This window comes from Endozoicomonas sp. ALB115, assembly GCF_049310245.1.
In the GTDB taxonomy this organism is placed as follows: Bacteria; Pseudomonadota; Gammaproteobacteria; order Pseudomonadales; family Endozoicomonadaceae; genus Endozoicomonas.
Genome location: NZ_JBLYZG010000003.1, coordinates 1 through 14,602, shown reverse-complemented (window position 1 = coordinate 14,602; position 14,602 = coordinate 1). Strand labels below are relative to the sequence as shown.

Sequence of the window (14,602 nt, the reverse complement as noted above, 5' to 3'; positions counted from 1 at the left end):
CGATCTAACGAGTTTCTGATATGTCAGATATGACACCCCGTGAAATTGTCCATGAGCTGGACAAACATATTATTGGCCAGGACGAGGCCAAACGCGCTGTAGCGATTGCCCTTCGGAACCGCTGGCGCAGAATGCAGTTGAATGAAGATCTGCGTAACGAGATCAGCCCGAAAAATATTTTGATGATCGGCCCCACCGGCGTTGGTAAAACCGAGATTGCCCGGCGTCTGGCCAAACTGGCCAATGCACCGTTTATCAAGGTGGAAGCCACCAAGTTTACCGAAGTGGGTTATGTGGGCCGCGATGTCGAGTCCATTGTCCGTGACCTGATGGATGCTGCCATCAAAATGCTCCGTGAGATGGAGATGGAGCGCGTTCGTCACCGTGCGCTGGATGCCGCTGAAGAGCGCATTCTGGATGCCCTGCTGCCGCCTCCCCGTTCTTTTGGTGAAGAGTCGTCTCAGCCTCAGGACAACTCAACCCGTCAGGTGTTCCGCAAAAAACTCCGTGAAGGTGACCTGGACGATAAAGAGATTGAGATTGATGTGCGTGAAGCGGCCATGGGTGTTGAAATCATGGCTCCTCCGGGCATGGAAGAGATGACCAGCCAGCTGCAGAACATGTTCTCGAACCTGAATACCGGCAAATCCAAAAAGCGGAAGCTGAAAGTCAAGGATGCCATGCGTCTGGTTCAGGAAGAGGAAGCGGCCAAGCTGGTTAATGAAGACGAGCTCAAGACCAAGGCGGTTGACGCTGTTGAGCAGAACGGTATCGTCTTTATTGACGAAATTGACAAAGTGGCCAGGCGCTCCGCGGCTTCCAATGCCGATGTCTCCCGTGAAGGTGTGCAGCGTGACCTGCTGCCATTAATCGAAGGTTGTACCGTTTCTACCAAATACGGCATGGTGAAGACAGATCACATTCTGTTTATTGCCTCCGGTGCGTTCCACCTGGCCAAGCCTTCTGATCTGATTCCGGAGCTGCAAGGACGTCTGCCCATCCGTGTTGAACTGAAAGCGCTCTCTTCTGAAGACTTTATGCGCATTCTGACCGAGCCGGATGCATCTCTGACGGAACAATACCAGGCGCTGATGGCCACAGAGTCTCTCAATATCGAGTTTGCCGAGGATGCCATTCGCCGCCTGGCAGAGGTTTCCTGGCAGGTGAATGAGCGTACTGAGAATATCGGTGCCCGCCGTCTGCATACAGTGATGGAACGTCTGCTGGAAGAAGTGTCCTTTGGTGCAGCAGATCTGGCCTCTGCCCAGGATGGCGCGCCACTGAAGATTGATGCGGCTTATGTTGATAAACACCTGGGTGAACTGGTTCAGGATGAAGACCTGAGTCGTTATATTCTCTGATGTTGGATAGGGAGTGGTCAGTTGGTCACTCCTTTCACTCTCTTACTCTTTTATATGAGTGGAACCCCCGCCCGAAATGACTACCCCAATTCCTTCCGCCATTAAACTGCATAAACGCTCCAAAACCCTGGAGATTCAGTTTGGTCATGACACGTTCCAGCTGGAAGCGGAGTTTCTCCGGGTATTAAGCCCTTCTGCCGAGGTTCGTGGTCATGGCAACCCTGTTTTGCAGACCGGTAAACTGAATGTGGCCATCACCGGCGTGGAAATGGTTGGCCAATACGCCATCAAGCTGGTGTTTGATGATGGGCATAACAGTGGGATTTATGACTGGGGTTACCTCCATGAGCTGTGTCATAACAAAGAAACGATGTGGGATGAGTATCTGCAGGCTCTGAGGGATGCCGGTGCCAGCCGTGATCCGGACGTTTCGGTGGTTCGTCTTTTTCAGTAACTTGACATTAATGCCCTGCCTGCTACGTTACATGTAACATAATCACCATTATGAAAACTTAGCCACGGAGGCGTTATGTCTACCAACACGAACCAGCCCAAAACCACCCGGGAACGCGTAGAAAGTCACAGAGAAACACTGCGTCAGGCTGGTTTGCGCCCTTTACAGATCTGGGTTCCTGATACACGGATCAAGGGCTTCGGTCTGGAGTGTCAGCGACAATCTGCCATGCTCAAGTCCGATAAACTGGAACGCGACACCATGGACTGGATTGAACAAACCAGCGACGATGAGGGCTGGGCGTGAAGCGCGGCGACATCGTTACCGTCTCAATCAAGGGAGACTGTGGCAAACCCAGGCCAGCCTTAATCATCCAATCCAACCTGTTTCCAGAACACCCTTCGGTCACTCTTTTGCCAATCACAGGAGAGTTGAGGGATGTGCCCCTATTCCGCTACACCCTGTTTGAATGTAAAGAAAACGGGCTCAACAAAACCTCTCAAGTGATGATTGATAAAATCACCACTATAAAAGCAGACAGAATCGGCAAAACCATCGGCTCACTCAGTCAACAAGAACTGACAGAAATCACCCGGCTGATGGCCTTGTGGTTGGGAATGGCCTGAAAGCACTTCATCCACAACGGATTCCCGGGAGCGCGAGCAATCAGCAATGCACGACAATTGCCATTCATCATGGTCAGGATTTCGGCCCAGGGATTGTTCTGCCTTTTCGAGCATCAAGATCAGCTGCTTACGTTGTTTCTTCCTGGCCAGTTCCAGGGGTGTCTGGCCATGGCAATCCCTGGCATGGATATCAGCGCCGCTATCGATCAGGACGGGCAAAGACCCAACGGCATTTCTCTTAACCGCAACATGCAGCACCGTCTCGTCTGTGCTGGTGGTCGCATGGATATTTGCCCCGTTACAGAGCAGGAATTGTGCACTTTCTACCTTGTCTTTCTTTATGGCCATGTGCAGGGGCGTAAAGCCTGCAGCCGACCTGTTATTAACATCTATCCCTTTGTTAACCAGGATCTGGGCACAGTCGATCTGGCCACACTGGGCAGCGATATGCAAAAGAGATATCCCTCCCTGCAACTGACTGAGGGAAATTCCAGTCTTTTCCATCGCATCAAGCAACAGCTCCATGCATGCGGTATAACCAAGGCGGACAGCGTGGCATAGGGGTGAGTAGTTGTTGTCATCCAGGGTAGTGATATCGGCATTGTTGTCGACCAGAACCTGCACACAATGCCTCTGATCGCTTATGGTGGCCAGGTGCAGGGGAGTCTGGCCACGTTTATTCTTGAAGTTGATATCCGCTTTGTAAGCCAAAAGAAGCTCGACACTTTCCAACTGGCCCAACTGTGCGGCTATATGCAAGGGGCTCAATTTCTTATTACTCCTGGCATTGATATACACCGAGTCTTTGTGATTCAACAGCACAGTCATACAGGAAATCCTGCCAAACTGGGCAGCGATGTGCAGGGGGGTATGGCCCATCCCATCCTTTGGATTAATGCTCGCCCTTTTGTCCATCAACAGCAACCGAAGGCATTCGCTGTGACCATGTTTGCTGGCAAAATGCTGGGGCGTCCATCCCCCACCGCGTTGGGAGCTTATGATCAGCGCCTGATGCTCAAGCAAGACTTTCATACATTTCACACTCCCTTCCCGGGCAGCAATATGCAGAGGCGTCAAGCCATAAAGAGTCCTGGCATTGATATCAGCCCCCAGCCTGATCAAGGTCTGCAGATACTCCACACTGTCGAACAGGGTCGTATTATGGAGGGGGGTATTGTGGCCCTCTGTGAGGGCATGGATATTGGCACCATGCCTGATCAGGATGTCCACAGAATTCCGCTGGGGAGTCTGGGTGGCCCGGTGCAGAGCGGTTATACCGTCACGGTTGACCGCATTGACGTTGTGCCCGGCACCAAGCAAAAGCTCCACACATTCAACGTGTCCATGGTCGGCGGCACTGTGCAGTGGCGACCAGCCAAGGATGGTGCTGGCTTCAAGAAACCCGGCACCATGAGCCAGTAAAAGTTTTATACACTCTGGATACCCTTGATGGGCAGCGTTGCTCAGGGGTGACAGGTTCCTGTTGTTGCGGCAGTTGACGTTTGCCTGCCGGTTCAGCAGTAATTCCACGCACCGGGCCTTGCCAGCCAGGGCTGCCAGGTGCAGGGGAGTAGAGCCGTCGTTGTCCCTGGCGTCAAGCAGGCTGACATTGCGATTGAGCAACAGTTCCATAAAATTCACACCGCCACCAAGGGCGGCAATGTGCAGGGCTGTCTGCCCATTGTCGTCTTTGGCATTGACATCCAGCCCTTGATCAAGGAGCACTTGCAAGAAATCGATGGGGCCACTGCGGGTGAGAACATGCAGGAGTGTCTTGCCCTTGTCCAGAATGGCGTTCACATTGGCACCATGATCGAGCAGGATTTGTGCACACTTGCCATGACCATTAAGAACGGCAAGGTGCAGTGCCGTATGATGGTGATCACAGGTGGCATCTATATTCTCTTCATACTTCACCCAACTCCTCTCACTCCTCTCACCGTGCTTCTCTCTGCGCCCGGTGAAGAGTATGGCTGCCACACAGGCATCATGCCCCATCATAGCTGCGAGATGCAGGGGGGTAGTGTCAAACAGGTCAATTTCATTGCCAGCCGCCCTGAATTCAAGAAAACGCTCCACACACGTCACTTGACCATGCAGGGCAGCACTGTGCAGGGGGCTTCTGCCCATACTGTCCCGGATATTCATATTGGCACCATTATTGATCAATGTTTTGACACACTGCTCGTGGCCATATCCTGCGGCAAAGTGCAGGGGTGTCACGCCGGCAGAGGAGACGGCATTGACATTGGAATTATGGTTAACAAGCATCTGTACACACGCCTCATTGCCCGTCTGGGCAGCAATGTGCAGCAGCGTGACATGGCCGCCGTAAAATGCTGAGTAAAAGCTCTGACGGGCCAGCATCGGCTCCCGATCCAGCCAGCCAGACAACGCCTCCATATCCCCGGAACGACAGCATTGCAGGGGTGCATCGAGAACAGCGGCCTGGTCAAGCAGTGGTTCAGCTGCACTGCCATGGCCAGGTACCTGCTGCACAACATCGACACTGCGCTGGGCAATCCCTTTAGAGTTGTTCAGCCAGGGAGTGATGCACTGTTCATGATATCGATGCTGACAAGTGGCAACGGTGATTTCTTGTTGATCAGCAAATGTCTGCTGGCACACGGGGCAGGAATTATTTAAAACGAAAGGGACGGCAGGGGCTGGCGAAATAGCAGTATTCATCAGATCTCCTGACTAATGGTGGATGACCATGGGAAGGCAAGAGAAGCGTAGCAGAGATATTTTGGCTTGCAGGGATTATCGCCAGGGAAAGACCGGGCTGTGTCAGCGGTTGGATAGGAAGAGCCGGATAAGGGAGACCTTCAAGTCCGGAGCTGTGAGCAATTAATGAACGGTTTGTCACTTTTTTTGTCTTAATTCATGGTTGTTCAGCTGGTTCTGGTTATTAGACTTCAATTGCCCACCAGTTTTCATGCCTGCTGATTGCATCAGTCTTTATCTGTCCATCCATTAGCCGGGGCAGAGCAAAGCAACGTTAAAACATTACTGTCAGAGGAGCTGAAAGATGATCAATTTAACCAATAATCAACGGCCTCCCCAACTTGATAAGCCCGGCTGTCTCGCACAAGTTCATCAACCAAAAAAGGATGTAACCACTAAAGATCCTGAGTTTGCTTTTAACGGAAAGCCGGTCACTCTTGCCGAAGCTACCCACCCAGCCCCGGTGTCGGGATCAACCGTAACAGATATAGCCCCGGAGTTGGCATCAACTGTGATAGATATAGATATGAGACCGGAGTCGACATCGACCGTAATAGATATGGCAATATTGGCAAGGAGTGTAAAACCCACTTCTGAACCTGCCTCATTACCTGAACCACACCTTGATGATCTTGTTTCCTGGTCTCAGTTGCCGCCGCAAATCAAGCAGGAACTAACACCCTGTCATCACCTTCTGTTTGCTATATATCTGGGCTTACCCATAGCGGAAATCAATAAAAAAAATATACAACACAACCTTGAGCACTCAACACAAAAATTTGATTATTTGTCCTGGTATTCACAGCAGCATGGACTGGCCCGGGAAAAACTTACCATACCCCATGGCAAATTGCTGACCATGCTGGGGGGGATCTCAAGGCCCGATCTGGTTGCACGGTACTGTGACATCTTTGGTATTGCCGTTGATCAAAGACAGTTCTGCGGTGAATGGCCTGCCGGTGTCCGGGCTGTTGACGACAATGCTGCACTGAATCATGAACTGGATTTTTTCAAGTTGCACAAAATCTTCATTGGTGATGAATACCTCCGCTCTGTCCCGACCGCAACCGTGGCTTATTGCGCTGGATACCCGGAACTGATGAAGGATAAGGATTTGCGACAACGCTCCATTATTGTTGACAAGTGTCTGTCAACCCCCCTGCTACTGAAAAAAATTCTGGATACCAAAGAGGGGCGAATGACCGTAAATGAGCTGGTAAAAATATTGAGCAATCCTGAAATTATGGCCATCAATACTGCACACCAGTTAATTGAATCCCTGAAAGGGTTTCCACCTCGTTTTAATTTTTCTGAACAACACAGTTTGAGTTTGAGAAATCAGATTCACCATTATGCCTATGATCTTGGAATGATAGGAGTGGATGCTGAATCTTTCGGTCGTGCACTTGGGTTGCCGCTGCACATAATCCAGAAAATTCTCTATAGAATTTGTAAAAAAGAACCCGGCTACCTGTATATCACAAAATTACTGCATGCAGCATTCCGTTGTCTGCCCCAACTTACTTCGGAACATGTTGCGTATGCTTCGTCGCAAGCTGTTAAGTCCAGCAACTGTGTTGAGAGATTAGAGGATTTGATCGCTGGAAAAATAAAACGTTATCCCTGGTTTTGCGTCTCCAGTCCTGAAAAGCCTCCCGTCCTCAAACCGCTCTTCTGGCAGGATGTGCACAATGATGGCACAGACCCGGAGATGACCGGTTCGAAACCGCTGACGCTGGATTTTTTGAGGTGTTTGCCATTGAGCCACAACTGGTATTTGATTGGTCTTACCATGGGATTGTCACCGGATGAGCTAAGTCATATTGGCAAAAAAACCAAAGTAGACTTCAGGGTATCGGCAAATGAACTCAGTCTTGCTGCTTCTGAGTTGTCCCGGATACTGGCTCAATCCGAGAGAGGACTGGAAACAGGACATCTCTATCAGGCACTGCAATATTTGGATGATCAAGCGACACTGGCTTACTTTCCTGAGCATCTGTCAGTCCATCCTGACAAACCATTACCAGAGCACATCGCTGAATCCGTTGAAAGTGGAAGATCAATAGCCCATCTTTTGCGCACTTACAAGACAGAGGAACTGGAACGTTTTCTGAAGTTGTTCAGTAATTATGAGGAAATGAAATACCAGCTGCCCAAGGTCTATAAGGTATGGGATGGAGTTTGGGAAAAAGGTAAATATTACGAACCCGGTAAACCCTATGTAGCCTGGTCTTCAAGAAGTAAGGCAAAATGAAAGCTGGGGTCTTTGTTCTTAACGCAAAACAAGGGAAGCCGAAACTGGCTTGGTTTTATCTTTTGAAGCGATTCAAGATTTATGATTAGGGTTACCTCCATGAGCTATGTCTTAACAAAGATCACTCTTCAATAAATCCTTGGGATCTGCCGAGCGACAGGCTTTTTTTTGCTTGACCGGGATAAAAAACAAAATTTGATTGTCTTGTGTAAGTAAATACAAACAGAGGTTTCAAGACCATGAATATCAGAGGTGAACACACTACTGCTGCCAGCTCTTCATCTCCGGCACCTGCTCAAGCCAATGACAAAAAAAACAAACGCAAAAAAACGGCAGCAAAACGCGAAACACCACACCCGGTTGAACATTCCAGCCAGCCCGCAACGGGTAAAAAAACAAGAAAGATGATCGTACCGGAAAAAATTGTCGAGCCCATGATGTCGTCCACCCTGACCACCTCCAAAGCGTTGAGCGAGCAACAGAAAAAGCTGAGCAAGCAACTGGTTGAGGCGGCCCGAACTGGCAACAAGGAGGCCGTGGAAGCATTGCTTGATCAGGGCGCGGATATCAATATGAACTGGAAGGTACATGAATGTCCCATTGCCGCAGCAGCCGGGGAGGGTCATCTTGAGCTGGTGCGCTACCTCCATGAGAAAGGCGCAAGGACCGACAAGCTTTTTGCATCACCGATCATGGAAGCAGCCAAATATGGCCATGTTGACGTTGTAAGTTACCTGCATCAGGCAGGCGTCAGTGAAGATATCTGCATAAACTGCGACACCCCGATCGATGCAGCCATCGTTGGGGGGCACATTGACGTAGTGAAGTACTTTATTGAACACGGTGTAAACGTCAACGGCTCTATGAAAAGCTTTAACATTCCCCTTTACCTGGCAGCCAGTTCGAAACACCTTGATATAGTGGCATTACTGGTTGAGAACGGTGCTGACCTTGACGGTTGCAAAACAGGCCGTAACACCCCGATCTGGATTGCGGCCAAAAAAGGCCACCCTGATATTGTGAGTTTTCTGGTTGCAAAGGGTGCTAACGTCAATGCATTCAGTTCAGGATACGATACTCCGATCTGGGTTGCGGCCCGAGCTGGAGACCATGAGCTGGTTAAGTACTTGCTCGAACAGGGTGCGGATCTGAATGCCAACAGTACCGGCTATGGGACCCCGATTCTTGCTGCGGCCCTGGCCGGTGACCGCAATCTGGTCAAGTACTTGCTCGAACTGGGTGCGGATGTGAATGCCAACAGTGTCGGCAGCCTTACCCCGATCTGGGCAGCGGCCTCGGCCGGTCACTACGAGTTGGTCAATGACTTGCGCCGTGCAGGGGCAACCTTTGAAAAAAACAGCACAAAGCATGAAACCCTCATCTCGGCAGCTGCCATGGGCGGAAGCATCAAACTGGTTCAGGAATTGCTCCAGGAGGGCGGTTACATCCGAACCCGTGGTGACTACATTCCCCTGATAAATCGGGCGAAGGATCATCACCGGACTCAGCTGCAAGAATACCTGAAAAAAGAATATGATCTTTTGCCAGACCCGCTTGGTCCCAAGCCTGGGAAAAAAAGAAAAAAACGCTGATTCGACACCTGCCTATGTGGCAGGACCGTTGCCAGGGTAGCTGATAAACACTTCAGCAAAATGAACTTATGAACCGCACAACAGTCTGCTTTTTATATTTTCATGAATTAATGAAATATAATTATGGATAGAAGTTCTGGTGGTATCAGTGGTAAATGTGCAAGATCAAACAATGATTACAACCGACCGGATGGCCATGCCGCTTCTTCAAGGCATGGGCGATATAGACATGCCACAGTCAGACAATGGAATAATCCCCCCCGCACGGGGGGTAATGAATTTTGCCATTCTTCTGGTGTACGCTCTTCTCAACATCTACAGTGCCGTTCGGTAAACCCTGCTCAAGATTTTAATGCCCTCATCAAACAGGAAATAATGGCTGATCTGGTGAGTAAATCTGATCATTTCGGTCATCGTTATGACGGGAGAAATCATGGTCGATACGCCAGTTCAATTAAAAAATACACGTCAGTTGTTAAAAGACCTTTAAATCGGGATGAACAAAGCCAGCTGATACGTCTGCTGCAAAATTTTACAGTAACGCGGAGCTGGAATTGGCTGAGCCTGACGACAACATTTCATTCATTGACCTCAGCAGGTGTTTTTACCCCTCATAAACCCATGGATGAGCGTTTTAAACGTACTCAAGCTGTCTTATTGTCAGCGCTACTTGATGTAGTAATATTCAAGTGCAACCAAAAACCTGAAGCCAGGGATATTGATGCCCGTGGAATCGCCAACCTGGTGTGGGCCATGGCGAAACTGGTGGACAATGGGCAGGAGCTGACACCAGAGCTCAAACAGGCTGTTACCGCGCTGTTGCCCCACGTGAGCGCACAGAATGACCAATTTATTCCTCAGAATATCGCCAACATACTGTGGGCGATGGTGAAACTGCTGGACAACGGGCTGAAGCGAACACCAGAGTTTAAAGAGGCCGTGGCCGCGCTGCTGCCCCACGTGACAGAGGAAGCTAACTTTAAACCTCAGGGTATCGCCAACCTGCTGTGGGCCATGGTGAAACTGGAGAACAACGGGCAGGAGTGGGCATCAGAGATCAAACGGGTCGTTGCCGCGCTGTTGCCCCTCGTGAACGCACAGACAGCTAACTTCAAACCACAGGAAATTTCCAGCCTGCTGTGGACCATGGCGAAACTGGTGGAAAACGGGCAGGAGCAAGCACCAAGGCTCAAAGAGGCCGTGGCCGCGCTGTTGCCCTGCGTGACGGCACAGAAAGCTAACTTTAAGCCACAGGGTATCGCCAACCTGCTGTGGTCCATGGCAAAACTGGTGGACAACGGACAGGAGCAGACACCAGAGCTCAAAGGGGCCGTGGCTGCGCTGTTGCCCTGCGTGAAGGTACAGAAAGACCAATTTAATGCGCAGGATATCGCCAACCTGCTGTGGTCCATGGCGAAACTGGTGAACAACGGTCAGAAGCGGGCACCAAGGCTCAAAGAGGCCGTGGCCGCGCTATTGCCCCACGTGAACACACAGAAAGACCAATTCAATGCCCAGGGTATCGCCAACCTGGTGTGGGCCCTGGCGAAACTGGTGGAAAACGGGCAGGAGCTGACACCAGCACTCAACAAAGCTTTGGCCGCACTGTTGCCCAACGTGAACGCACAGACAGCTAACTTTAAATCACAGGAAATTGCCAACCTGCTGTGGGCCCTGGCGAAACTGGTGGACAACGGACAGAAGCGAACACCAGAACTCAACGAGGCTGTGGCCGCGCTATTGCCCTTCGTGAACGCACAGAAAGCCAACTTTAAACCACAGGGTATCGCCAACCTGCTGTGGGCCATGGCGAAGCTGGTGGACAACGGGCAGAAGCAGACACCAGATATCAGGGAGGCCGTGGCCGGGCTGTTGCTCCGCGTGAATGCACAGAAAGACCAATTTATTCCTCAGCAGATCGCCAACCTGCTGTGGGCCATGGCGAAGCTGGTGAACAACGGGCAGGAACAGACACCGGAGCTAAATGAGGCCGTAGCCGTGCTGCTGCCCCACGTGAACGCACAGAAAGACCAATTGACTCCTCAGCAGATTGCCAACCTGCTGTGGGCCCTGGCGAAACTGGTGTCTGACGGGCAGGAGCGGACACCAGGGCTCAACGATGCCGTGGCCGCGCTGTTGCCCCTGGTAAACGCACAGAAAGACCAATTTATTCCTCAGCATATCGCCAACCTGCTGTGGGCCATGGCAAAACTGGTGGACAACGGGCAGGAGCGGACACCAGGGCTCAACGATGCCGTGGCCGCGCTTTTGCCCACCATCAACGCACAGAAAGCTCACTTTACACGGCAGGAAATTGCCAACTTGCTGTGGGCTATGGCGAAACTGGTGGACAACGGGCAGGAGCGGACACCAGGGCTCAACGATGCCGTGGCCGCGCTTTTGCCCTACGTGAGCGCACAGAAAGGCCAATTTAGTGCTCAGGGTATCGCCAACCTGCTGTGGGCCATGGCGAAACTGGTGGACATCGGTCAGGAGCGGACACCAGAACTCAACGAGGCTGAAGCCACGCTGTTGCCCTCCGTGAACGCACATAATGACCAGTTTAATGCCCAGAGTATTACCAACCTGCTGTGGGCCCTGGCGAAGCTGGTGGACAACGGGCAGGAGCGGACACCAGAACGCAAAGAGGCCTTGGCTGCGCTATTGCCCCGGGTGAACACACAGAAAGACCAATTCAATGCCCAGGGTATCGCCAACCTGATGTGGGCCATGGCGAAACTGGTAGACAACGGGCAGGAGCAGACACCGGAGTTCAACGAGGCCGTGGCCGCACTGTTGCCCCTCGTGAGCGCGCAGAATGACCAATTTATTCCTCAAAATATCGCCAACCTGCTGTGGACCATGGCGAAACTGGTGGACAATGGGCATAAGCGGACACCGGAGTTCAACGAGGCCGTGGCCGCACTGTTGCCCCATGTGAACACACAGAAAGACCAATTTAACTCCCAAGGCATAGCCAACCTGCTGTGGGCCATGGCGAAACTGTTGGATAATGGACAGGAGCTGATACCAGGGCTCAATGAGGCCGTGGCCGCGCTGTTGCCCCGGGTGAACGCACAGAAAGACCAATTTAATGCCCTGGGTCTCGCCAATCTGCTGTGGGCCACGGCGAAACTGGGGGAATTTGTGGAGTTGAACGTGGTTACATCCACGTTTGAATCCCTTGTCTGCCGAACCAGTAAACACCCTCAGCTCTCTCATCAAGAGATATCAATGTCTCTCTGGGGAGTAATGGTATGCTGTGCCAGGTTGTCTCTGGAATGCAATGCCAATAAAAATAGTGTGCTTGAAACGCACATGGATGACCTGTTTACTCGCCTGGAAAATACCTCCCCTCCAGACAATGAAGAGGAACAATCCATCATTACCATGGCCGCAAGTTGGCTTGGGAGAGCGTGTCCGGTGGTCCCCCATTACCAGATAATCATTTCAAAGCCTCAAATCATCGTCCGCAATCAACTGCAATCATGCATTCCCTCTTTGAAGATTGAAGAAGAACAAAGTCTGAACTCACTGCCTCCGGTTGACCTGCTACTGCCAGATCACAACATTGTGATTGAAGTTCAGGGACCGTCACATTACGTGGGTGGTGATTTCAAAACCAGAGATGGTTCGACTCTGCTTAAAATCGCACTGCTGCAAAAAGCAGGATTTGAGGTCATTGAAATCCCGGTTAACCAGCTTTTGAACCAAGGTTCAATAAAGCGATGTATTGAACAAATAAAGACCAGGTTATTTCAGGGAAGGAGTGCCCGCGTTTCAGATACAACACAGTGATCTCTGTCCTGGGATACTCTTTGGCATTCAGTTTTCTTTTTTTGAGGTCATGCCTTCGCCCCCTTTGGCGCTGATTTCTCAGATTTCTTTTTTCGGGATCATTCATTATTTCTCTAAACCGCCATTTTTGGCGCTGATTTTTCAGTTTTCTTTTTTCGGGGTCTTGCATTCGTTCCTTTGGCGTTGCTTTGTCAACTCTCTTTTTTCAGGATCTTTCATCATTTCTCTATAACGTTCCCTTTTTCGCTGATTTATCATTTTTCTTTTTTCGGCGTCTTGCATTCGCTTTCTTTGGTGCTTAAAAAGAAAACTATCAGCAACTTCTTTCCGTGGGATCGTTTGCGTATCACTTTTTGTTTGGTCCAGGTTTATTGGGTTAACAAAAGTAACAGGTGATAAATCCTGTCGGTTAAACAGAACGGCATGAGGATGAGTTAACTGACCATCTGGACACAAATGCCTGAAAGGTATTGGGTCAGGCTCACTAACCGATAAGCATCCCTGCTGATCAAAGGGGAAATTTGATATTGATGATATCCCATTATTAATGACTTCATCATCAGAATTTCAGGGCACATATTTATCAAGAGCTGATTTTGGTATCTCAGGAATATCCGTTCCAAAAGAGTTTTCTGCATTGAAGTCTGCCAGAGATACAATGTTGTATTCACTCAACGATTTAAGAATGCCTGTTTCATTTTGGTGTATATATGATTGACTATTGTAAACAGGAAAAGGAGAGTTCAGCACCTGACCAGACATGCCTTGATACACTTGCTGTTGTTTGCGGGTATCAAGTTCACAGGATTGCTCTATTTCCTCCATCCATGTGGTCGTGCGCGAGATTCGGGGCAGTTTATGAAATAGGGCGTAGAGCCTGAAAACATCCTGCTGGATGATTTTGGTGGCTAAACCTATGATTTAACAGCTAATGTTACAGAAAGGCCAGTTCTCTTGAGAGCTGTCCTTTTTTATCTGTGTAATCTCTTAATGAAAATTTATAAAAGAGGGAAACTATTAAGAACTTTAGTGCTCTAACTATCAGTGGAAATATCTATGATTCAGAATTTCATACAGAATCTGATATCAGATAACCTTAACAACGTAAATACTGATAAGGAAAGGCAGATATGGACGCAATAAAGTTGGGTGTGCTACCAGCTATGTCACACTCCTGGCATCGTCATGCAGAGTCATGGTTTTTAGAATAACGATTAATTTTCAGGATAGTTGTAATGGATTTCAATAATATCAGCCTCTGCGCTGATCCTACTAATTGTTTCAGTACAGGTCCTCAACCTACTGAGAGCGGGCAAGATATTGCAAGCGGGCAAGCCAATTTTGGTCCCTTTAGCGTAGGTATATCCCCCGCTCGGGCTCCCATTCATTTGTCTCAAGCAGCTGGGGCGGCAACTGATTATGCCAGGGAGTATCGCGACCTTATAAGTAAAAACATTGCTGCTATTTCATCTGATGAGGCCGTCTGCCACCTGAAGTTACCCCATGCATTACCTGCAAACACCAGCGGTATTTTTGACCAATCCAAAAAGAAGCGTTTAAAGCCACCTGAAAAACCCGATGAATTATTCGAAAGACTCACAGGTTTTAAGGATTTTTTCAGAAAAGATTCTAAAGATACTGAAGGCAAGAAAGTTGATTTTCCCTCCGGTGCAGATATATCCCCACATCACGCTTCCATCAGCTACTCCCGATGAATACACGTCAGCTGCCACAACCAGAAAACTGACATACTCATAATTTCTGAAAACACAAGAGAACCCTCAACTTTC

Annotated in this window: 11 protein-coding genes; 8 read left to right on the top strand and 3 right to left on the bottom strand. The window is 49.8% G+C overall.

Annotation, left to right across the window (positions count from 1 at the left end):
• Window positions 1-20: 20 nt before the first annotated feature.
• The 4 genes from hslU to ACO6VE_RS02015 all read left to right on the top strand — a co-directional run bounded on the left by hslU (window position 21) and on the right by ACO6VE_RS02015 (window position 2,441).
• Window positions 21-1,361, top strand: a complete 1,341-nt coding sequence (hslU, locus tag ACO6VE_RS02030) for an HslU--HslV peptidase ATPase subunit (RefSeq protein ID WP_422459460.1) — start codon at window positions 21-23, stop codon at window positions 1,359-1,361.
• A gap of 76 nt (window positions 1,362-1,437) precedes the next feature.
• Window positions 1,438-1,815 (top strand): gamma-butyrobetaine hydroxylase-like domain-containing protein, encoded by a 378-nt coding sequence (locus tag ACO6VE_RS02025; protein ID WP_422459458.1) that lies wholly within the window; start codon window positions 1,438-1,440, stop codon window positions 1,813-1,815.
• Window positions 1,816-1,890: 75 nt separating this feature from the next.
• Window positions 1,891-2,121: an antitoxin MazE family protein gene (locus ACO6VE_RS02020; RefSeq protein ID WP_209275231.1), complete on the top strand. Its 231-nt coding sequence runs from the start codon at window positions 1,891-1,893 to the stop codon at window positions 2,119-2,121.
• A complete protein-coding gene (locus tag ACO6VE_RS02015; RefSeq protein ID WP_422459456.1) occupies window positions 2,118-2,441 on the top strand; it encodes a type II toxin-antitoxin system PemK/MazF family toxin in 324 nt (107 codons plus the stop codon). The genes ACO6VE_RS02020 and ACO6VE_RS02015 overlap by 4 nt, the downstream gene beginning before the upstream one ends.
• Here the strand turns inward: ACO6VE_RS02015 and ACO6VE_RS02010 are convergent.
• A complete protein-coding gene (locus ACO6VE_RS02010; protein ID WP_422459454.1) occupies window positions 2,376-5,129 on the bottom strand; it encodes an ankyrin repeat domain-containing protein in 2,754 nt (917 codons plus the stop codon). The genes ACO6VE_RS02015 and ACO6VE_RS02010 overlap by 66 nt on opposite strands.
• A gap of 343 nt (window positions 5,130-5,472) precedes the next feature.
• Between ACO6VE_RS02010 and ACO6VE_RS02005 the strand changes: the two genes are divergently transcribed.
• From ACO6VE_RS02005 to ACO6VE_RS01995, 3 genes are all read left to right on the top strand, one after another.
• Window positions 5,473-7,422 carry a hypothetical protein gene (locus ACO6VE_RS02005; protein ID WP_422459452.1) on the top strand — a complete coding sequence of 650 codons (1,950 nt, stop codon included), beginning with the start codon at window positions 5,473-5,475 and terminating at the stop codon, window positions 7,420-7,422.
• 239 nt (window positions 7,423-7,661) lie between these two features.
• Window positions 7,662-9,014, top strand: a complete 1,353-nt coding sequence (locus tag ACO6VE_RS02000) for an ankyrin repeat domain-containing protein (protein ID WP_422459450.1) — start codon at window positions 7,662-7,664, stop codon at window positions 9,012-9,014.
• Between the two features lie 123 nt (window positions 9,015-9,137).
• Window positions 9,138-12,812, top strand: coding sequence for a DUF1601 domain-containing protein (locus ACO6VE_RS01995; RefSeq protein ID WP_422459448.1), 3,675 nt, complete (start codon window positions 9,138-9,140; stop codon window positions 12,810-12,812).
• Window positions 12,813-12,953: 141 nt separating this feature from the next.
• On the opposite strand, the gene ACO6VE_RS01990 is transcribed toward ACO6VE_RS01995, so the two are convergent.
• Window positions 12,954-13,094 (bottom strand): hypothetical protein, encoded by a 141-nt coding sequence (locus ACO6VE_RS01990; protein ID WP_422459446.1) that lies wholly within the window; start codon window positions 13,092-13,094, stop codon window positions 12,954-12,956.
• 285 nt (window positions 13,095-13,379) lie between these two features.
• Entirely contained in the window at window positions 13,380-13,637 is a 258-nt protein-coding gene (locus ACO6VE_RS01985) for a hypothetical protein (protein WP_422459444.1), read from the bottom strand.
• Window positions 13,638-14,047: 410 nt separating this feature from the next.
• On the opposite strand from ACO6VE_RS01985, the gene ACO6VE_RS01980 reads away from it, so the two are divergent.
• Window positions 14,048-14,527 (top strand): hypothetical protein, encoded by a 480-nt coding sequence (locus ACO6VE_RS01980; protein WP_422459442.1) that lies wholly within the window; start codon window positions 14,048-14,050, stop codon window positions 14,525-14,527.
• Window positions 14,528-14,602 lie beyond the last annotated feature (75 nt).